At 64.2% G+C, this 17,572-nt stretch carries 20 protein-coding genes; 12 read left to right on the top strand and 8 right to left on the bottom strand.

The features are described from left to right. Window positions 1-216 precede the first annotated feature (216 nt). A complete protein-coding gene (locus ABD050_RS03375) occupies window positions 217-3,534 on the bottom strand; it encodes a DEAD/DEAH box helicase (protein ID WP_343887725.1) in 3,318 nt (1,105 codons plus the stop codon). Between the two features lie 320 nt (window positions 3,535-3,854). Here ABD050_RS03375 and ABD050_RS03370 point away from each other — a divergent pair, with 320 nt between their 5' ends. From ABD050_RS03370 to ABD050_RS03345, 6 genes are all read left to right on the top strand, one after another. Continuing rightward, window positions 3,855-5,198: a glycoside hydrolase 5 family protein gene (locus ABD050_RS03370; RefSeq protein WP_343887724.1), complete on the top strand. Its 1,344-nt coding sequence runs from the start codon at window positions 3,855-3,857 to the stop codon at window positions 5,196-5,198. Window positions 5,199-5,264: 66 nt separating this feature from the next. Beyond that, complete coding sequence (gene cobA / locus ABD050_RS03365; RefSeq protein ID WP_343887723.1) at window positions 5,265-6,053, top strand: uroporphyrinogen-III C-methyltransferase; 789 nt, start codon at window positions 5,265-5,267, stop codon at window positions 6,051-6,053. After that, the gene (locus ABD050_RS03360; protein WP_343887722.1) at window positions 6,050-6,346 is read left to right on the top strand and encodes a DUF2849 domain-containing protein; all 297 of its coding nucleotides are present in this window, start codon (window positions 6,050-6,052) and stop codon (window positions 6,344-6,346) included. The genes cobA and ABD050_RS03360 overlap by 4 nt, the downstream gene beginning before the upstream one ends. A 1-nt stretch (window position 6,347) precedes the next feature. Beyond that, entirely contained in the window at window positions 6,348-7,976 is a 1,629-nt protein-coding gene (locus ABD050_RS03355) for a nitrite/sulfite reductase (protein ID WP_343887721.1), read from the top strand. A gap of 7 nt (window positions 7,977-7,983) precedes the next feature. Beyond that, the gene (locus ABD050_RS03350) at window positions 7,984-8,424 is read left to right on the top strand and encodes a DUF934 domain-containing protein (RefSeq protein WP_343888071.1); all 441 of its coding nucleotides are present in this window, start codon (window positions 7,984-7,986) and stop codon (window positions 8,422-8,424) included. Next, complete coding sequence (locus ABD050_RS03345; protein WP_343887720.1) at window positions 8,417-9,175, top strand: phosphoadenylyl-sulfate reductase; 759 nt, start codon at window positions 8,417-8,419, stop codon at window positions 9,173-9,175. Before ABD050_RS03350 ends, ABD050_RS03345 begins: the two co-directional genes overlap by 8 nt. Window positions 9,176-9,214: 39 nt before the next feature. Here the strand turns inward: ABD050_RS03345 and ABD050_RS03340 are convergent, their stop codons facing one another. Further along, entirely contained in the window at window positions 9,215-10,705 is a 1,491-nt protein-coding gene (locus ABD050_RS03340) for a replicative DNA helicase (RefSeq protein WP_343887719.1), read from the bottom strand. 148 nt (window positions 10,706-10,853) lie between these two features. On the opposite strand from ABD050_RS03340, the gene ABD050_RS03335 reads away from it, so the two are divergent. The 4 genes from ABD050_RS03335 (at window position 10,854) to dcd (ending at window position 13,136) form a co-directional block, all read left to right on the top strand. Then, a complete protein-coding gene (locus ABD050_RS03335; RefSeq protein ID WP_343887718.1) occupies window positions 10,854-11,336 on the top strand; it encodes a UPF0262 family protein in 483 nt (160 codons plus the stop codon). A gap of 2 nt (window positions 11,337-11,338) precedes the next feature. Continuing rightward, window positions 11,339-12,028, top strand: coding sequence for a GH25 family lysozyme (locus ABD050_RS03330; protein ID WP_343887717.1), 690 nt, complete (start codon window positions 11,339-11,341; stop codon window positions 12,026-12,028). Then, window positions 12,025-12,483, top strand: coding sequence for a cytidine deaminase (locus ABD050_RS03325; protein WP_343887716.1), 459 nt, complete (start codon window positions 12,025-12,027; stop codon window positions 12,481-12,483). Before ABD050_RS03330 ends, ABD050_RS03325 begins: the two co-directional genes overlap by 4 nt. 98 nt (window positions 12,484-12,581) lie before the next feature. Further along, window positions 12,582-13,136 carry a dCTP deaminase gene (gene dcd, locus ABD050_RS03320; RefSeq protein ID WP_343887715.1) on the top strand — a complete coding sequence of 185 codons (555 nt, stop codon included), beginning with the start codon at window positions 12,582-12,584 and terminating at the stop codon, window positions 13,134-13,136. Window positions 13,137-13,224: 88 nt separating this feature from the next. Here the strand turns inward: dcd and ABD050_RS03315 are convergent, their stop codons facing one another. Beyond that, window positions 13,225-13,653 carry an ExbD/TolR family protein gene (locus ABD050_RS03315; protein ID WP_343887714.1) on the bottom strand — a complete coding sequence of 143 codons (429 nt, stop codon included), beginning with the start codon at window positions 13,651-13,653 and terminating at the stop codon, window positions 13,225-13,227. Between the two features lie 34 nt (window positions 13,654-13,687). Further along, window positions 13,688-14,119 carry an ExbD/TolR family protein gene (locus ABD050_RS03310; protein WP_343888070.1) on the bottom strand — a complete coding sequence of 144 codons (432 nt, stop codon included), beginning with the start codon at window positions 14,117-14,119 and terminating at the stop codon, window positions 13,688-13,690. Between ABD050_RS03310 and ABD050_RS03305 the strand changes: the two genes are divergently transcribed. Continuing rightward, on the top strand, window positions 14,082-14,213 hold the full coding sequence (locus tag ABD050_RS03305) for a hypothetical protein (protein ID WP_343888092.1): 132 nt from the start codon (window positions 14,082-14,084) through the stop codon (window positions 14,211-14,213). The genes ABD050_RS03310 and ABD050_RS03305 overlap by 38 nt on opposite strands. Window positions 14,214-14,249: 36 nt before the next feature. Here the strand turns inward: ABD050_RS03305 and ABD050_RS03300 are convergent, their stop codons facing one another. Continuing rightward, window positions 14,250-15,041, bottom strand: a complete 792-nt coding sequence (locus tag ABD050_RS03300) for a MotA/TolQ/ExbB proton channel family protein (protein WP_343887713.1) — start codon at window positions 15,039-15,041, stop codon at window positions 14,250-14,252. A gap of 73 nt (window positions 15,042-15,114) precedes the next feature. Continuing rightward, a complete protein-coding gene (locus ABD050_RS03295) occupies window positions 15,115-15,771 on the bottom strand; it encodes an energy transducer TonB (RefSeq protein WP_343887712.1) in 657 nt (218 codons plus the stop codon). 263 nt (window positions 15,772-16,034) lie between these two features. On the opposite strand from ABD050_RS03295, the gene ABD050_RS03290 reads away from it, so the two are divergent. Then, window positions 16,035-16,847 (top strand): hypothetical protein, encoded by an 813-nt coding sequence (locus tag ABD050_RS03290; protein ID WP_343887710.1) that lies wholly within the window; start codon window positions 16,035-16,037, stop codon window positions 16,845-16,847. Here ABD050_RS03290 and ABD050_RS03285 read toward each other — a convergent pair. Both ABD050_RS03285 and ABD050_RS03280 read right to left on the bottom strand, forming a co-directional pair. Further along, complete coding sequence (locus ABD050_RS03285; protein ID WP_343887709.1) at window positions 16,844-17,188, bottom strand: Rossmann fold domain-containing protein; 345 nt, start codon at window positions 17,186-17,188, stop codon at window positions 16,844-16,846. The two genes, ABD050_RS03290 and ABD050_RS03285, sit on opposite strands and share 4 nt — an antisense overlap. Continuing rightward, window positions 17,185-17,556 carry a dihydroneopterin aldolase gene (locus ABD050_RS03280; RefSeq protein WP_343887708.1) on the bottom strand — a complete coding sequence of 124 codons (372 nt, stop codon included), beginning with the start codon at window positions 17,554-17,556 and terminating at the stop codon, window positions 17,185-17,187. Before ABD050_RS03280 ends, ABD050_RS03285 begins: the two co-directional genes overlap by 4 nt. Window positions 17,557-17,572: the final 16 nt, after the last annotated feature.

Raw genomic sequence — 17,572 nt, 5'->3', positions numbered from 1 at the left:
GACGCCCCTGCCGTCACTTCGTAATCCTACTGAGAGCAGCGCCATCCGGGGCTCCCAGCTGTCCGTTATGGTGCGAGGCGTGATTATCCTGCGACTAGGATCGCTGGCCGCCACCGCGACAGTGATGGCTGAGGAAGCGCTGTGTCACGCGGCGCCGTAACGCCCGTACCGCGAAAGCTGACGACGGATATTCGAGCGGCCATAGCAGGTTCAGCCTTACGCCTCGAACAGCGTCGTCACGTCTGCTTCGGTGAGCGCAGAGCCGATCTGGCCGTCGCGATCGAACAAGCTATCGGCCAGGGCGCGCTTCCGCGCTTTCAATTCGCCCATCTTCTCTTCGATAGTGCCCGCAGCCACCAGCCGGTAGACGAAGACCGACTTGTTCTGACCAATCCGATGTGCGCGATCTATGGCCTGTTCCTCGACCGCCGGATTCCACCATGGATCAAAAATGATCACCGTGTCCGCCATTGTCAGATTGAGCCCGACGCCACCCGCCTTCAAGCTGACCAGGAAAACGTCACAGGCGCCGCTCTGGAACCGATCGATCGCGCCCGGGCGGTCCCTGGTATCCCCGGTCAGCAAGCTATAGTCGATCGACGCCGCGTCGAAGCGCGCCTGGACGAGAGCAAGCATTGAGGTAAATTGCGAAAAAACGAGAATCTTGCGCCCTTCGCTCAGCAACTCGTCCACCATTTCCATCAACCGTTCCAGCTTCGCCGAAGGGCGGTCGATGCCGTCATCGAGCTTGAGCAGTTTCGGGTCACAACAGACCTGGCGCAGCTTCAGCAATGCTTCCAAAACGATGATATGGCTCTTCGCCAACCCGCGATCCTTGATCGCCTTTTGCACCTTGGCGGACATGGAAACGCGGATTGAATCATAGAGGTCGCGCTGCTTGCCCTCGAGCAGGACGGTTTCGACAATCTCGGTCTTGGGCGGCAGCTCGGTGGCGACCTCGGCCTTTGTCCGGCGCAGCAGAAACGGCTTGACCCGGCGTGTCAGCGCCATCGACCGGCCGGCATCGCCGCGCTTTTCAATCGGGGTCCGCCAGTTGCGGGCAAATGCCGCCTTGTCGCCGAGATAGCCGGGATTGACGAAACTCATCAGCGACCAGAGTTCCCCCAGATGATTCTCCATCGGCGTTCCGCTCAAACAGAAGCGGTGCCTGGCCGCGACGGTGCGCAACCATCGGGTGGTAGCAGCATTGGGGTTCTTGATCGTCTGCGCCTCGTCGAGGATCGCCATGTGCCAGGTCCGCGCGAGCAGTGTTTCATGATCGCGCGCGATCAACGGATAGGTGGTCAGGACGACATCATAATCCGCGATATCGGCAAAGCTCTGCTGGCGTGTCGCGCCGTGCAGAATCAGCACCTTCAGATCCGGCGCGAACTTCCGCGCCTCGTTGAACCAGTTCGCCATCAGGCTGGTCGGGGCGACGATGAGCGACGGATCGGCACAGGCGCCTCTCGCCTTTTCCAGCGCGAGCAAGGCAAGAATCTGCACGGTTTTGCCGAGACCCATGTCATCGGCGAGGATCCCGCCCAACCCGCTCTCGCGCAGCAGATCGAGCCACGCGACCCCGTGCGCCTGATAGGGCCGAAGCACTGCCTTGAAGGTGTCGGGCATGCCCGGCTCCGGGATCCCGCCGGTGCCGAGCAAGCTCGCCATGCGACGCAGATTGTCCGCGCCCTTGAAGGTAAAAGTCTCGTCCTCCAGCGCGAGCAGCGGCACGAGATCGGCGCGGGAGAGTTTGATCTTTCCCGAAGCGTCGATGAAGGATCCGTTCAGATTCAGCGCATGGAGCGCCAATATCAGCGGCAGGAAACGCTCGGCCGCCAGCGCGAGGTATCGTCCATCCGCCATCGGGAGGTAAAGATCGCCTCCCTCCTCGGCCATCCCCTGAAGCAGTGCCGGCGTGAAGCCCGGATTCCCGACCAGTGCGGCCAGGATCGGCGCGAGATCGCGCCTTTCACCGTCGATCTCGATGCCCAGGTCAAGCTCGAACCAATCGATACCAGTGCTTTCGAACCCGGCATCGAAGCCATCCGAGGATTTCGCCAGCCGATAGGGAAAGTCGTCATCGATCTGGATGTCGAAGCCGCGCGCCCGCAACCCATTCGCATAGTGGTTGAGAAAGTCGAGCCAATCATGCGGCTCGGCAAGCGTGAAGTCGCCATGATGAGTGCCGTCGAGATAGGGGTACACGGTGCGCGCATCGACGAAATCGCTCTCCTTCAATAGCTTGAGCGCCTCATTTTCCCGGCCGCGTTGGCGCCTGATCTCGAAGAGACGCCCGCCGTGGAAAACCTCGAGTTTCATGGCCTTTTCCAGCCTGGCGATCTCGACCGGGCCGTATCGGAAACCGAGACGCGCCACCGGCATCCGAGCCGGCGGCTCGCGACCATAATAATAGCCATATGTCGGCCGACGCCCGAGGCCGAGGCGCAACACGGGCGTCGGGTCCCCCGAGATCGTCACTGCGGGCTCCGGCTCGGACGGTAGAAGATCGGGACGGATATCGGGCAATTTCTGACCGAGGCTGCGGGCTACCAGGGCCACCTGATGCGGCGCGAGGGCGGGCGCCTCGAGGAACTGGTGTGCGAGCCGCGCCGGCAGGCCGAGCTCGACGGGCCCGATCATGCCCGCCTTCTCGTCGATATATACCGGTGGTTCGGCGTTGAGGGTGATCGCGCCATCCACGATCAGATGGGGCCGGACGCCGGCCGCGCTGGCCAGTTTCCATTCGATGCGCCCCTGTCGCGTTTCTCCCCAGCTGAGCGGCGCCCGCTTGTGATCGAGCCAGTAAGCGCGCCCCGTCTCCGTCATCTGTCGCAGGAGGTCCGTCGATCGTACCGGCTGGCCGCCATAATAAATTCCGTAGCCGGTCCGCTCGCGCGAGAGAGCGCCGATAATCTCGATATCAATGTCGCGGTAATATTTCGCCGCGCGATCCGGATCGAAACCGGACAGGCTGGGCGAGCTCACGTTATTGGACAGGCTGCCGCCCTTGAGCAGCCTCGCCGACAGCAGGGACAGCGCCGGGTGCGGTATTTGCTGCCCAAGTGCCTCGGGTTTGAGGATATAGAGCAGCCTTTGCACGACATCGGCCGGATAATCATTGCCCCGCGACGCTTTGCCGATTCGCTCCAGCCATGCGGTAATTTCGAAGGGCAGCGGCTGGTTTGCGGATTGCGTCGCCGCCGATGACATTGCGGAGATGGGCGCGGGGGAAACGGTGCCGGCGGCGCTCCACCGTCCCGACAAGGCTTCGAGCAGGGTTGCCGCGACATGCTTGCAATTATAGCCGACGGGGCAAGTACAATCGCCGATAATATCATCGAGCCCGTCATCCCCGCGCTCCAGCGTGATATCGACTGAATAGACCTCGCGACCCGAACCCCGCACTTTCGAGGTGACCTGAGTAGCGTCATCGCTGATCCTGAGCGCTGCGACCCGGCCCTGCGCTTGATAGGCGCGCCCTTTTTCGAATGCGGAGCGCGAAACAAAATCCGCGACCTCCTCCCTACTCACGATATTGGGAAGCACGGTGCCCTTTCGCTCGCAGTTCAACGCGTCGGGAAGGTCATATACCCTCTCATGACGCGGACGGGACAGCCAAATAACCCTGGGCCTCACCCGCGCCAACGCCATCGAGTCAACCGGGCGGGCATCCCTGCCGATTCTACCCCCGACACTATCATTGAGACCAGGGGCTGTCACCGCAAGTGGCGAGCTTTGCCCCGGCCTGACCCGGTAATTTCAAACTGACCCACTGCCGGAAAGGGCATGGCGCTTCCAATTCGTCCACCCCTCGCTATCCTCCTGTCCAACGATAGACAGAAGGGGAAGCCATGCTCAATCGACGGGAGCTGGTCGGCGCCGGAGTCGCGCTGACAGTCGCCACGCCCAGCCTGGCCGCGAAGGGAGCCGACCGGTTCGTCCGGCGCGCCGGCACCCATTTCACGGTCGGCGGCAAGCCCTGTCATTATGCCGGGGCGAACATGTGGTACGGGGCCTGGCTAGGCGCCGACGCGGCCTATGGCGATCGCGCGCGGTTGCGGCGCGAGCTCGATACGCTGGCGGCGATGGGCGTCACCAATTTGCGGGTGCTTGCCTCGTCCGAGGACTCGCCGCTGCTGCACGCGGTTTCGCCGGCGATGCATGACAAGCAGGGCCGTTATAACCAGGCGCTGCTCGGCGGGCTCGATTATCTGCTGGCCGAGATGGCCAAGCGGAACATGCGCGCGGTGCTCTACCTGACCAATTTCTGGGAATGGTCAGGGGGCATGATGACCTATCTCAGCTATGTGAATGGCGGCCATTACATCAACAATGGCGACCCGGCGCATCCCTGGCCTGAATTCCCCGATGCGGTCGCGGCCTTTTATCACACGCCCGCCGCGATGGCGCTGTTCCGCAAGCATGTCCATGTCATGGTCGGACGCACCAACAGCGTCACCAGGGTGGCCTATGCCGATGATCCGACGATCATGGCGTGGCAGCTCGGCAACGAGCCCCGGCCCGGCGGCAGCGACAGGGTCGGCCTGCCCAATCTGCCCGCCTTCCATGCCTGGGTGCAGAGCAGCGCGAGGCTGATCAAGACGCTTGCGCCCCACCAGCTCGTCTGCACCGGCAGCGAGGGGCTGAAGGGGTCGCTCGAACGCGAGGAGATCGTCAAGGCGACCCACGCGATCCCCGAGATCGACTATCTCACCTGCCACGTCTGGCCGCTCAACTGGGATTGGGTGAATGCCGCCGACCTGGTCTCGACCGAGGCGTCGGGCGCGGCGAAGATCACTGCCTATGTCGATGCGCATATCCGGATCGCGAACGATCTCGGCAAGCCGCTGGTGATCGAGGAATTCGGCTATCCGCGCGACGGCGGCAGCTATGATGCGCACGCGACCACGGCCTTCAAGGACCGGTTCTACCGCCAGATCTACGGCGCGGTGGAGGCGAATGTGGCCATCGGCGGGCCGATCGCCGGCACCAATTTCTGGGCGTGGAGCGGCGAAGGGCGCCCGGCCCATGCCGATTATCGCTTCGTGCCCGGCGACACCTCCTGGCTCGGCGATCCGCCGCATGAGCCGCAGGGCTGGTACAGCGTGTTCGATTCGAACCTGACGACCATTGCCGTCATTCGCGAGCACGCAGCGACGTTGGCCGGAGTCATCGGCGCGAAGGCCATGGCATAGATTCACTAAGGGCGCCCCAAGCAACCGTCGGTTGCGGTTGCGAGGTCGCGGCCGCATCTGCGCTGCATGGCAAGTCTCCTCGATCCAACCGCGCGCGGGCGCGTCATCCTGGTCGGCGCAGGGCCCGGCGACCCCGGCCTGCTCACCGTTCGCGCGGTCGAGGCGCTGAAGAGCGCCGATATCGTCGTCCATGACGGGCTGATCGATCCGCGCGTGCTCGATCTTGCGCCCGCCGCGGCGCAGCGCATCTCGGTCGCGAAACGCCGGTCGCGGCACACGCTCTCGCAGGAAGCGATCAACGCGCTGATCGTCGCGCATGTGAAGACCGGCGCGATCGTCGTGCGGCTGAAGGGCGGCGATCCCTTCATCTTCGGGCGCGGCGGCGAGGAAGTCGAGGCGGTGCGGGCGGCCGGGTTGCCGGTCGAGGTGATCCCGGGCGTATCCGCCGCGCTCGGCTGCGCCGCCGAGGCGATGCTCCCCCTCACCCACCGCGACCATTCGAGCGCGGTCAGCTTCGTGGCCGGCCAGTGCAAGGGGCTGACCGATCAGGACTGGTCGGGGCTCGCCGGCAAGGGCCGAACGCTGGTCATCTATATGGGCGTCGCGACGGCGAACGAGATTGCCGACAAGCTGATGCGCGATGGCGTCGCGCCGGACATGCCGGTCGCGGTGCTCGAGCGCGGCACGCTCTCGGGCAGCCGCGCGATCAAGACCCTGCTCGCGGATCTCGGATCGATGGTCGACCGCGAGAAGGTGGCAAGCCCGGCGATCATCGTGGTGGGCGAGGTCGTCGACCTGTCGGACGCCCAGGACAAACTCGGCCGCTGGGCCCGAATATCGGAGAGTGTTGCGTGAAATTGCTGACGGGAAACGATCTGCCGACCGGCGACGTGATCTGGTGGACCGGCGAGGGCTGGTCGCGCCATGTCGAGGACGCAGTCGATGTCGGCGACAAGGGTGAAGCGATCGCGAGCAGCGAGCAGGGCAGCCAGCGCGTGAACGGCGCCTATGTGATCGACGCGACCATGACGCCCGAAGGCCCGCGCCCCGCCCATATCAAGGATCGCATCCGCGCGCTTGGCCCGACGGTGCGGCTCGACCTGACATTGAAGCCCGCCGATCCGTCGGCCGGAAGCTGGGTGATCTGACATGTACAAATATGACCGCTATGATCAGGCGATCGTCGATGCGCGCGTCGACGAGTTCCGCGACCAGACCAAGCGCCGCCTCGCCGGCCAGCTCACCGACGACCAGTTCAAGCCGCTGCGGCTGAAGAACGGGCTCTACCTCCAGCTCCACGCCTATATGCTGCGCGTGGCGATTCCCTATGGCACGCTCGACAGCCGCCAGATGCGGATGCTCGGGCACATCGCGCGCAAATATGATCGCGGCTACGGCCATTTCACCACGCGGCAGAACATCCAGTATAACTGGATCAAGCTCGAACAGGCGCCCGATATCCTCGCTGACCTGGCGACGGTCGAGATGCACGCGATCCAGACCAGCGGCGAGAGCATCCGCAACGTCTCGTCGGATCAATATGCCGGCGCCGCGGCCGACGAAATCGCCGATCCGCGGCCCTGGGCCGAGCTGATCCGCCAGGCGACGACCTTCCACCCCGAGTTCAGCTACCTGCCGCGCAAGTTCAAGATCGCGGTGACCGCGGCTGACGAGGATCGCGCTGCGATCCGGCTGCACGACATCGGCCTGAAGCTGGTGAAGAATGCGGCCGGCGAGCTCGGCTTCGAAGTCTATATCGGCGGCGGCATGGGGCGCACGCCGTTCGTGGCACCGCTCATCCGTCCGTTCCTGCCGGTCGACAATCTGTTCAGCTATTGCGAGGCGGCGCTGCGCGTGTGGAACCGCTGGGCGCGGCGCGACAATATCCACAAGCAGCGGATCAAGATCCTCGTCCATGATCTCGGCGCCGAGGAATTCACGCGCCAGGTCGAAGAGGAATGGCAGGCGATCCTGGTCAACAAGTCGGACGTGCCCCGCGCCGAGTTCGATCGCATTGCCGCCTATTTCGTGCCGCCGCCGTTCGAAACCGGCCTGTCGGACGAGGTCGACCGCACCGACCCCGATTTCGCCGTCTGGCTCGACCAGAATGTCCATGCCCACAAGGCGCCCGGCTATGGAATCGTCAACATCAGCCTGAAGCCGATCGGCGGCATCCCCGGCGACGCGTCGGCCGAGCAGATCGACCTGATGGCCGATCTGGCCGAGCGCTATTCGTTCGACGAGCTGCGGGTGACTCATGCGCAGAACATCGTCCTGCCGCATGTCCGCAAGGCCGATCTCCATGCCGTGTGGCAGGCGCTCGACGCAGCCGGGCTCGCCAACGCCAATCTCGACCTGATCAGCGACATCATCGCCTGCCCGGGGCTCGATTATTGCAGCCTCGCCAATGCGCGCTCGATCCCGATCGCGCAGAAGATCGGCACGCGCCTCGCCGGCAAGCAGCGCGACCTGGGCGAGCTGAAGCTCAAGATCAGCGGCTGCATCAATGCCTGCGGGCATCACCATGCGGGCCATATCGGCATCCTCGGCGTCGACAAGAAAGGCACCGAAAATTACCAGCTGCTGCTCGGTGGATCGGGGGCTGAGGATGCGAGCCTCGGCCGCATCACCGGGCCGGGTTTCGACGAGGACGGAATCGTCGATGCCGTCGAGAAGGTGACCGACGTCTATCTCGGCATCCGCGAGGAGGGAGAGCGCTTCCTCGACACCTATCGCCGCGTTGGCCTCAATCCCTTCAAGGAGGCGCTTTATGGATAAGGCCCCAATGTCCGGCTCTCAAGAGAACCGGTGGCTGCGCTTCCGCGACGACGAAGCTCATGAGGAGCCGGCCGTCACGCTCGACGCCTTTCTCGACCAGGCCGATGCGAGCGCCGTGCGCCTCGAATCGGGCGACGATGCGCGGCTGCTGATCCCGCATCTCGGCCGGATCGCGCTGGTCGAAGTGAGCTTCCCCCGTTTCCGCGACGGGCGCGGTTACTCCTCGGCCCGGATCCTGCGCGAAGCAGGCTATACGGGCGAGCTGCGCGCCGAGGGCGATGTGCTGGTCGACCAGATGCTGTTCATGCGGCGCTGCGGCTTCGACAGTTTCGCGCCGCACGCCGAGATCGACCCGGCGACGCTCGATGCCGCGCTGAGCCGGTACGATTATTTCTATCAGTCCGCCGCCGATGGCGCGGTGCCGGTATGGAAGCTGCGGCATGGCTGAGGCAGCACGCAAGCTCGACATCGTCGATGTCCGGCCGGCCTTTACCCAGGCCGATGCCGATGCACTCAACGCGCGCTTTGCGGGCGTCGAGACGCTGACGATGCTCAAGGCGCTGTTCGCGGAGGGCATTCTCGGCACGACCGCCGTGGTATCCTCGTTCGGCACCGAGAGCGCGGTGCTGCTCCACCTCGTGGCGCGGGCCGACCGGAGCGTGCCGGTGATCTTCGTCGACACGCTGAAGATGTTCCCCGAAACGCTTGCCTATCGCGAGCAGTTGATCGCCGCGTTCGGAATCGAGAATAGCTGGGTTGTCGAGCCCGATGCCGCGGTGCTGGCGGCGAAGGACGACAAGGGCCTGCGCTGGTCCTATGATCCCGATGGCTGTTGCGAGATCCGCAAGGTCGAGCCGCTGAAGCGCGCCAAGGCCGGGCTCGACAGCTGGATTTCCGGGCGCAAGGCGTTCCAGTCGGTCACGCGCCAGAATCTGCCACGCTTCGAAGTCGAGGACGGCCGGCTCAAGATCAACCCGCTGGGCGACTGGGTGAAGCCCGATCTCGAGGCCTATTTCACCGAGCATGACCTGCCCCGGCATCCGCTCGAGGCGGAAGGATATCTGTCGATCGGCTGCCAGCCCTGCACCAGCAAGGTCCAGCCGGGCGAGGACCCGCGCGCGGGCCGCTGGCGTGGGTGGGAAAAGGTCGAGTGCGGGATTCACGTGGCTGAGAAGCTCGGGGAAGAGCCGGTTTTCTGAGCTTCAAGCCCCTCCCCTTCAGGGGAGGGGCTTTTTTGTTCAATACCCCACGAAATCCGAGAAGCGCGTCACGCTCGGCTCGAACTTCAGAATCACCTTGCCCGTCGCGCCGTGGCGCTGCTTGGCGATGATCAGCTCGGCCAGGCCGAACACCCGCTCCATGTCGGTCGCCCATTGCGCGTGATCTTCGAAGATCTTCGCGCTGTCCCCTTCCACCGGCCGTTTGGGCTCCTTGGCCGCGACATAATAATCCTCGCGGTACACGAACATCACGATATCGGCGTCCTGCTCGATCGAGCCCGATTCGCGCAGATCCGAGAGCTGTGGGCGCTTGTCCTCGCGCTGCTCGACCGCGCGACTGAGCTGGGAGAGCGCCATCACCGGCACGTTCATGTCCTTGGCGAGCGTCTTCAGGCCGCGGCTGATCTCCGAGATTTCCTGCACGCGCCCGTCGCTCGAGGCTCTCGCCGAACCGGTCAGCAGCTGGAGATAGTCGACCACCACCAGGCCGATCTGGTTGTTGTGCCGCCGCTGCAGCCGCCGCATCCGCGTGTGAAGCGCGCCGATGGTGAGGCCGGCCGTGTCATCGATGAAGAGCGGCAGATTCTCAAGGTCGGCCGCGGCCGCGGCGAGCTGGTTGAACTCGGCGCGGCTGATCTTGCCCATGCGCAGCGCCTCGGAGCTGATCCGCGCCTGTTCCGACAGGATACGAGTCGCGAGCTGGTCGGCCGACATTTCGAGGCTGAAAAAGGCGACCTTGGCGCCGACCGATTCCTCGGGCGCGATGCCGTCATTCATGTCGCGCATCCAGCGCTGCGCCGCGTTGAAGGCAATGTTGGTGGCGAGCGAGGTCTTGCCCATGCCGGGGCGGCCGGCGAGGATCATCAGATCCGAATGATGCATGCCGCCGATCTTGGCGTTGACGCTGTCGAGGCCCGTCGTGATGCCCGAGAGATTACCGCCCGAATTGAGCGCGCGCTGTGCCATCTTGACCGCCATGGTCGTCGCCTGGGCGAAGGTCTTGACCTGGCTCTCGGTGCCGCCGTCCGCCGCGACCTTGAACAATTCCTCCTCGGCCAGCTCGATCTGGGCGCGCGGGTTGACTTCTTCCGAGGTGTCGAGCGCGCGATCGACCAGTGTTCGCCCCACCGAAACGAGCGTGCGGAGCATCGCCAGATCGTAGATCTGCTTGGCGAACTGCCGCGCGCCGATCAGGCCCGCGCCCGAGCCGGTGAGCTGGGCGAGATAGCTCGGGCCGCCGAGCTCCTTCATCCCCTCGTCCGCCTCGAACATGGGGCGCAGGGTGACGGGCGTGGCGAGCATGTCGGCAGCCCGCGCACTCTTGATCGCGGCGAAGATGCGGCCATGGACCGGCTCGAAGAAATGATCGGGCTCGAGCGTGTCGATCAGATCGTCGGCCAGCCGGTTGTCGATCATCATCGCGCCGAGCATCGCCGCCTCTGCCTCGACATTCTGGGGCAGCGTCGTCGTCACGGGGAGAATCGGGGTCGGGATGAGTGCAGTGGCCATAGCGTCCCATTCCAGAGGTAAGCGCGCCGCTCAAGCAGGTTGCGCCGAACCGGGCCTGTGGAAAGCGTGATACACCAGACTGGGCAATTGTCGCGATACAGGCGCCGCGGCGATTGTCGCGGTGCGGCTTCCCCTTTACGGCAAGCGGATGGCCGATCCCCGGATCATCGATGTCAGTCTCGACGAACGCACCATCCTGTGGCGGTCGGCCGATATCGAGCAGGAACGGCGGATCGCGATCTTCGATCTGATCGAAGGCAATTATTTCAGGCCGGAACGCGCCTATCCCGATGGCTATGAAGGGCCGTACAAGATCGAGCTCGCGGTCGAGGAAGGCCGGCTCGCGATCGCGATCAACCGCGAGGACGGATCCCATCTCGAGACGTTCGTGCTGGCGATGGGGCGGTTGCGCCGCCCGATCAGGGATTATTTCGCGATCTGCGACAGCTATTATCAGGCGATTCGCAACGCGACACCGGCGCAGATCGAGACCGTGGACATGGCGCGGCGCGGTATTCACAATGAGGCTGCCGAGCTGCTCAAGGAAAGGCTGGAGGGCAAGATCGAGATCGATTTCGACACGGCCCGGCGCCTCTTCACGCTGATCTGCGTCCTGCATATCAAGGGCTGAGGATGGGGCTGCGTCTCTGGGGCCGTCGGATCGGGCGGGTCGGCGCGCTGGGCGTGGTTTTAGCGCTGTCCGGCGTCGTCGCCTGGACCTTCGCGCTGAGCTGGCGCCCTTCCGATACCTATCAGTTCCAGGGCCTCGATGTTTCGGAGGCACAGGGGCCGGTCGAGTGGTGGACGGTAAAAGCCGGCGGCGCCGACTTCGCCTATCTGCGCGCGACCAGCGGCGCGGACGGGCGCGATGCGCGTTTCGCGACCAACTGGGCTGACGTCTATGCCACCGGCATGCGGCGCGGCGCGATGCATGTCTATTCGCTGTGCCGGCTCGCCGCCGACCAGGCGAATAATTTCAACACGACCGTGCCGCGCACCGACGATGCGCTGCCCGCCGCGCTCGAAATCGATTTCAGCGACGATTGCCCGTCGCGCCCGGTACGCGACGTTGTGCTGGGCGAGCTTCGGCGCTTCCTGGGGATGGTCGAGGCGCATACCGCCAAGCCGGTGCTGCTCAAGATCAGCAAGCGGTTCGATGCGGCCTATCAGGTGACCGCGGCGATCCAGCGCCCGGTCTGGGCAGTGCAGGATTTCTTTCCGCCCGATTATCCGGCAAGGCCGTGGCGAATGTGGCAGGCGAACGACATGCGGCGGATCGACGGTGTGGACGGGCCAGTGAACTGGGACGTGGTGGCTCCATGATTGCCGAGGACGCATCCCGCCGGCGCCTGATCGCCGCGGCCCGCGAGGCGGCGCTGAACGCTCATGCGCCCTATTCGAACTTCGGGGTCGGCGCCGCCGTGCTGCTCGACGACGACAGCGTGGTGACGGGCACCAATTTCGAGAATGCCAGCTACGGCCTGTCGCTTTGCGCCGAGACGGTCGCGCTGGCGACGGCCAATGCACAAGGGCGGCTGCGCGATGTGGTGGCGATCGGCGTGATCGGCGGCCCGATCGGCGCTGGCGGCAGACCGACGGGCGTGCAGCCGGTCGGGCCGTGCGGCCGCTGCCGCCAGGTGATCAACGAAGCAGCGCAGATGGGCGGGCGCGATATCATCGTCTGGTGTGCGGGCGCCGAGGGTGACACCTATGAGCGGTACCTGCTTTCCGAATTGCTGCCGCACGCCTTTGGGCCGGGGGACCTCGGAATCGGTTGAATTACGGAAGGGCCGGACGACCGCGACGATTTCATTGCGGCGCCTCTTGCCCGTTTCGGCCAATCCCGCGAAAGCAGGGCTGCAGCAGGGAGAGCTCTATGTCGATCATGTCGGACCGGTGGATTCGCGAACAGGCGCTCGCCCACCGCATGATCGAGCCCTTTGTCGACGGCCAGAAGCGCGACGGGTGCATCTCTTACGGCCTGTCCTCCTACGGCTATGACGCTCGGGTTTCGGATGAGTTCAAGATCTTCACCAACATCGACAGCGTGATCGTCGACCCGAAGGATTTCGCGGCGAACAGCTTTGTCGACCGCAAGACTGACGTCTGCATCATCCCGCCGAACAGCTTCGCGCTGGCGCGCACGGTCGAATATTTCCGCGTACCGCGCGACGTGCTGGTGATCTGCCTCGGCAAATCGACCTATGCGCGGTGTGGAATCATCGTCAACGTCACCCCGCTCGAGCCCGGCTGGGAAGGCCATGTGACGCTCGAATTCTCGAACACCACACCGCTGCCGGCCAAGATCTACGCCAATGAGGGCGCCTGCCAGTTCCTGTTCCTCGAGGGCAATGAGCCCTGCGAGACAAGCTATGCCGACCGCGCCGGCAAATATATGGGCCAGCGCGGCGTCACCCTGCCCAGGCTCTGAGGCCGGCGGCCGCTGCCGGAGGCGGCGATCGACAAAAAGAAAGGGCGGCCCCGAAGGACCGCCCCGTCATGTCGACCTGATCGGTTGATCAGAAATCGTTGTAATATTGCTCGTTGCCGATGAAGCCGAGCTTGGTGACGTTCGAACGCTTGATAACCGCAAGCACCTGATCGACCACCTCATATTTCGCCTTGGGATCGGGCTGGAAGTGAAGTTCCGGCTCCGGGTTCATCGTCACCGACTGCTCCAGATATTGCTGGAGCCTGACCCGGTCGACGGGCGTGCCGTTCCAGAAGATCGCGCCCGTGGGATCGATCGAGACCTTGTTCTTCACCGGATCGATCGCCGGCTGCTTCTGGTTCGGGTCGTTGACCGGAAGGTCGACCTTCACCGCATGCGTCTGAATCGGAATGGTGATGATGAACATGATGAGGAGAACCAGCATGACGTCGATAAGCGGCGTCGTGTTGATATCCATCATCGGCTGGCCGTCGTCGCTGCCACCGCTCATTGCCATGTTGTATTACTCCTGAAGCTCTGACCGTTCACGCTCAGCCACCCGTGGGGGGCGGCTGGGAGATGAATCCGACCTTTGCGAAACCAGCCATCTGCATCGTGTAGATCGCGCCGCCAATGCACTGATACGGCGTATTCACGTCACCGCGGATATGCGCTTCAGGCAATTCGAGGCCCGGTGCGCCAACGCCGCCCTGGCGGGCGATTTCGGCTTTCAGCTTGGCAACTGCCCGATCGAGCAGTTCCTGGTGCGTGACCCGGGTCATGCCCCAGTAGATCGCGCACTTTCCGGCCTCGTCGGTATTGATCGAAAGCGAGACGTTTTCGGGCTTCGTCGTCGTCGGATCATATACGACATCGGGAAGCGTCAGCTTCACGGTCTGAAGCACGGCCGGAATCGCGATCATGAAAACGATGAGGAGAACCAGCATGACGTCCACCAAAGGCGTCGTGTTGATGTCCGACATCGGCTTTTCGGCGGAACCACCGCCAGCGCTCATTGCCATTGAAGGATTGTCCTATCTTGCAACCTCGCCGCCGGACCAAATCCCGGCGGCGTGAGACGGGGCAGCGCGTTGGCGCCGCCCCGTTCTGTCATCATGCGCGCGTCTGCGCACCACCGGCCTGGCCAGCCGTCGTGGTAGCAGCCGGCTTGGCAGGAGCACCCTTGCGGGCCGCAACCACCGGGCGAACGCCGCCGTCGGAAGCGAGATAGCCGAGCACGTCGTTCGAGAAGGCAGCGAGGTCTTCCGAGATCGACTTGTTGCGGCGCTGCAGCCAGTTGTAGGCGAGCACGGCCGGCACGGCGACCACGAGGCCGAGTGCGGTCATGATGAGCGCCTCACCGACCGGGCCGGCGACCTTGTCGATCGAAGCCTGACCGGCAGCGCTGATCGCGATCAGCGCGCGGTAAATGCCGAGCACGGTACCGAACAGACCGATGAACGGCGCGGTCGCGCCGACGGTCGCGAGGAAGGCGAGACCGCCGCCGAGCTGCGAGTTGATCGTCGCTTCCGAGCGGGCGAGCGAGCCGTGCAGCCAGTCATGCGCCTCGACCGGATCGGTCAGGCGCGAATGCTGGTCCTGGGCAGCCAGGCCGTCATCGACGATCTGCTTGTAGGCCGAGTTCTTCTCGAGCTTGGCCGAACCCTCGCGCAGGCTGTTCGAATTCCAGAAGGTGGCGCGAACGCGCTTGCCCTGGTTGATGATCTTCTGCTGCTCGAACAGTTTGGTGAACATGATGTAGAAGGAGAAGAACAGGAACAGCGTCAGGATGACAGCGACGGTCCACGAAATCACGCCGCCCTGGTTGAGCGCGTTGAAGAAACCGTACTGGTCCTTGGCATTCTGGGCGGCTGCGGCGCCGGCCGCGAGGGTGGTGGTGAGCATGCGTTATTTCCTATGTCTTGAGCGGTTTTGACTATGACCTCTTGCGCCGCCTGGCGCGGCGAGACCGAAACTATTATTCCTGAAGCTGCCAGCGCACTGGAATGGTTGCAGAAGATGTCATCGGGTTTCCGGCCTGATCAAGCGCCGGCGAGTATCTTCCGCGACGCGTGGCAACACGACAGGTCGTATTGTCGAGATCGGTATTACCGCTCGAAGTGAGAACGGTGCACCCACTGACCCTACCGCTGGTGTCGATCGTGACACGGATGACGGTGCGCCCCTGAACATTCTGGGCGCGTGCCGATGGCGGGTAATCCGTCTCAGCGTTGAACCACGAACCAGGGTTACCCTTAGGCGCGGCCTGTTTGTTGATAACCGGCGGAGGCGGCGGAGGCGGTGCCGCCTTCGGCGTGGGAATGAATACCGGCGGCGGCGTCGGCTGCGTCTGCAGCTGAACCGGCGGCGGATTCGGGTTCTGGACGATCGGCGGCGGCGACACCACGGGCGGCGGCGGCAGCGGCTGGTCTGGCGGCGGCGGGGGCGGCGGCTCGTCCGGCGGTGGGGGCGGCGGCTCCTGGACGTCGAACGCCTTGAGCTTCTCCTGCATTTTCTTCACGTAGTTATACGTGAGCCCGGTTACGAACGCGTACCCCATGGCGAACACCAGCACCGACACAACGACGATGGCGACGACGCGGCTGCCGCTTTGATTACGATCAGCATAAGCCATTCAGAAACGAAACTCCTCTATCCCGACCGGGCCACCGCCTTCGATCCGTGCGTCTGCGATCGTCGACGGGCCGCTCATGGGCTGATGTATCCTTGGACAGCGCCGATCCTATATGACCGGCAAAACCGTGACGCAAACCCTTTGTCTCAAGCAGCACTCGTACAGTCGCCAGGTGGCAGAATTATTTCTGTATAAATCCGGTACTATGCCGTAACCCACCGACGATGATTCCTGTTCCGAGACTCGTTTTTGCAGCGGCGCTGATGGCCCTCACCGGCCCTGTTTTTGCTCAGCAACGCATTCCTCCGACGCCCGAATCGGCCCCGGTTGCCCCCCCTTATGCTGAATATGCCGACCTGGTGCTAGCGGCGCCGGTGATCGTTGACGCAACGATCCACGGGGTGACGCGGCTGAAGGGTCCCGACGCAGCCGGCGTCTTGCCCGGCCAGGCGCGCCTCTATGTCGAAGCTGATGTCCTGGCGCTGATCCGCGGCGACACGCCCCTGCCGCCGCGAATCGCCTATGTGCTTGATGTACCTGTTGATTCTCAGGGGAGACTGCCCAAATTGCGCAAGGCGCGGGTCCTGCTGTTCGCGCGATCGGTCGCGAACAACGCGACCCTCCTCCAGCTGGTCCGGCCGGACGCCCAGCGAAACTGGACGCCGGGCGGCGATTCGCTGACCCGGCGAATCACCCAGGAAGCGCTCGCCCCTGACGCGCCCCCGCAGGTGACCGGGGTCGGCAACGCCTTTCATGTGGCGGGCGATCTTCCCGGAACCGGCGAAACCCAGATATTCCTGACGACCGCCGATGGCCGCCCGGTTTCGCTCGCGATTCAGCGTCGCCAGGACGAGCAGCCCCGATGGTCAGTCGCGCTGAGCGATATTGTGGGTGAGGCAGCTTCGCCGCCGGCGCGCGACACGCTCTTGTGGTATCGCCTCGCCTGTTCGCTGCCGCCCGCCCTGCCCGATTCGAGCCTCAACGCGATGGAATCGGCCGACGCGCAGATCGCGCGCGACGACTATCAACTGGTGATTCGCGCCCTCGGACCATGCGACCGGGGCGGCGCCCTCTAACTTTCGGGCGCAACGACCAGCACCTGGCCGGTTGTGGATCGAGCGACGGCAAGGAAACGGGCCGCAGCTTCGACATGATCGGGCACGGCGCCCTCCCTGATGTCGATCGCGCCGATTCGCGTGGCGGGAGCGCGCTCGATCGCGAGCGGGCCGATCGCTGCGCCGAGCAGCGCGCGGTCCAGCCCCGCGACGCCCGATTCGATCATGAGCATGACGACGGCTCCATCGGCTGCCCGCATTTCATCGACGATGTCGATGATTCCACATCCCGGTTCGGCAACCACGAATGTCGCGGCCGGAATATCCGCCAGCGCCGCGCGGACGGTGGCGGCGATCGTCATCGGCGGTGGCGCACCAGGGTCATGCCGATCGATTCGCCGGCCTCAGCGATCGCCAGCTTGACGATCTTGACCTTCACCCTTGCGACTCGCTTGTCCTGCAGGAACAGGGTCTCGGCGATGTGATCGGCAACCCCCTCGATCAGCGTGAAATGCACGCCTGCCGGCAAAGCGGTCGTCGCCGCATGCTTCAGGTCGAGATAGTTTTTCGAGCTGCGCAGCGGCGCTTCCGGCGCGAATCGCTCCGGACAATCGATATCGACCGAAACCGATATCCTGAGCGGTTGCGGCAGATGAGTCTCTTCGGAATAGATGCCGGTGAGCACCGGTACCACGAGATCATGCACTTCAAGCGTGAGACGGTCGTCCAAGCGCTGCCTTTCCATT

It is taken from the genome of Sphingomonas oligophenolica (assembly GCF_039522915.1).
Lineage (GTDB): Bacteria > Pseudomonadota > Alphaproteobacteria > Sphingomonadales > Sphingomonadaceae > Sphingomonas > Sphingomonas oligophenolica.
This window is presented reverse-complemented; position numbering and strand designations above follow the sequence as displayed.

Bases quoted from the DNA above. Each gene is read 5' to 3' on its own strand.
- ABD050_RS03370 (WP_343887724.1), top strand. From the start codon at position 3,855: ATGCTCAATCGACGGGAGCTGGTCGGCGCCGGAGTCGCGCTGACAGTC.
- cobA (WP_343887723.1), top strand. From the start codon at position 5,265: ATGGCAAGTCTCCTCGATCCAACCGCGCGCGGGCGCGTCATCCTGGTC.
- ABD050_RS03355 (WP_343887721.1), top strand. From the start codon at position 6,348: ATGTACAAATATGACCGCTATGATCAGGCGATCGTCGATGCGCGCGTC.
- ABD050_RS03350 (WP_343888071.1), top strand. From the start codon at position 7,984: ATGTCCGGCTCTCAAGAGAACCGGTGGCTGCGCTTCCGCGACGACGAA.
- ABD050_RS03345 (WP_343887720.1), top strand. From the start codon at position 8,417: ATGGCTGAGGCAGCACGCAAGCTCGACATCGTCGATGTCCGGCCGGCC.
- ABD050_RS03340 (WP_343887719.1), bottom strand. From the start codon at position 10,705: ATGGCCACTGCACTCATCCCGACCCCGATTCTCCCCGTGACGACGACG.
- ABD050_RS03335 (WP_343887718.1), top strand. From the start codon at position 10,854: ATGGCCGATCCCCGGATCATCGATGTCAGTCTCGACGAACGCACCATC.
- ABD050_RS03330 (WP_343887717.1), top strand. From the start codon at position 11,339: ATGGGGCTGCGTCTCTGGGGCCGTCGGATCGGGCGGGTCGGCGCGCTG.
- ABD050_RS03325 (WP_343887716.1), top strand. From the start codon at position 12,025: ATGATTGCCGAGGACGCATCCCGCCGGCGCCTGATCGCCGCGGCCCGC.
- dcd (WP_343887715.1), top strand. From the start codon at position 12,582: ATGTCGATCATGTCGGACCGGTGGATTCGCGAACAGGCGCTCGCCCAC.
- ABD050_RS03315 (WP_343887714.1), bottom strand. From the start codon at position 13,653: ATGGCAATGAGCGGTGGCAGCGACGACGGCCAGCCGATGATGGATATC.
- ABD050_RS03305 (WP_343888092.1), top strand. From the start codon at position 14,082: ATGACGTCCACCAAAGGCGTCGTGTTGATGTCCGACATCGGCTTTTCG.
- ABD050_RS03310 (WP_343888070.1), bottom strand. From the start codon at position 14,119: ATGTCGGACATCAACACGACGCCTTTGGTGGACGTCATGCTGGTTCTC.
- ABD050_RS03300 (WP_343887713.1), bottom strand. From the start codon at position 15,041: ATGCTCACCACCACCCTCGCGGCCGGCGCCGCAGCCGCCCAGAATGCC.
- ABD050_RS03295 (WP_343887712.1), bottom strand. From the start codon at position 15,771: ATGGCTTATGCTGATCGTAATCAAAGCGGCAGCCGCGTCGTCGCCATC.
- ABD050_RS03290 (WP_343887710.1), top strand. From the start codon at position 16,035: ATGGCCCTCACCGGCCCTGTTTTTGCTCAGCAACGCATTCCTCCGACG.
- ABD050_RS03285 (WP_343887709.1), bottom strand. From the start codon at position 17,188: ATGACGATCGCCGCCACCGTCCGCGCGGCGCTGGCGGATATTCCGGCC.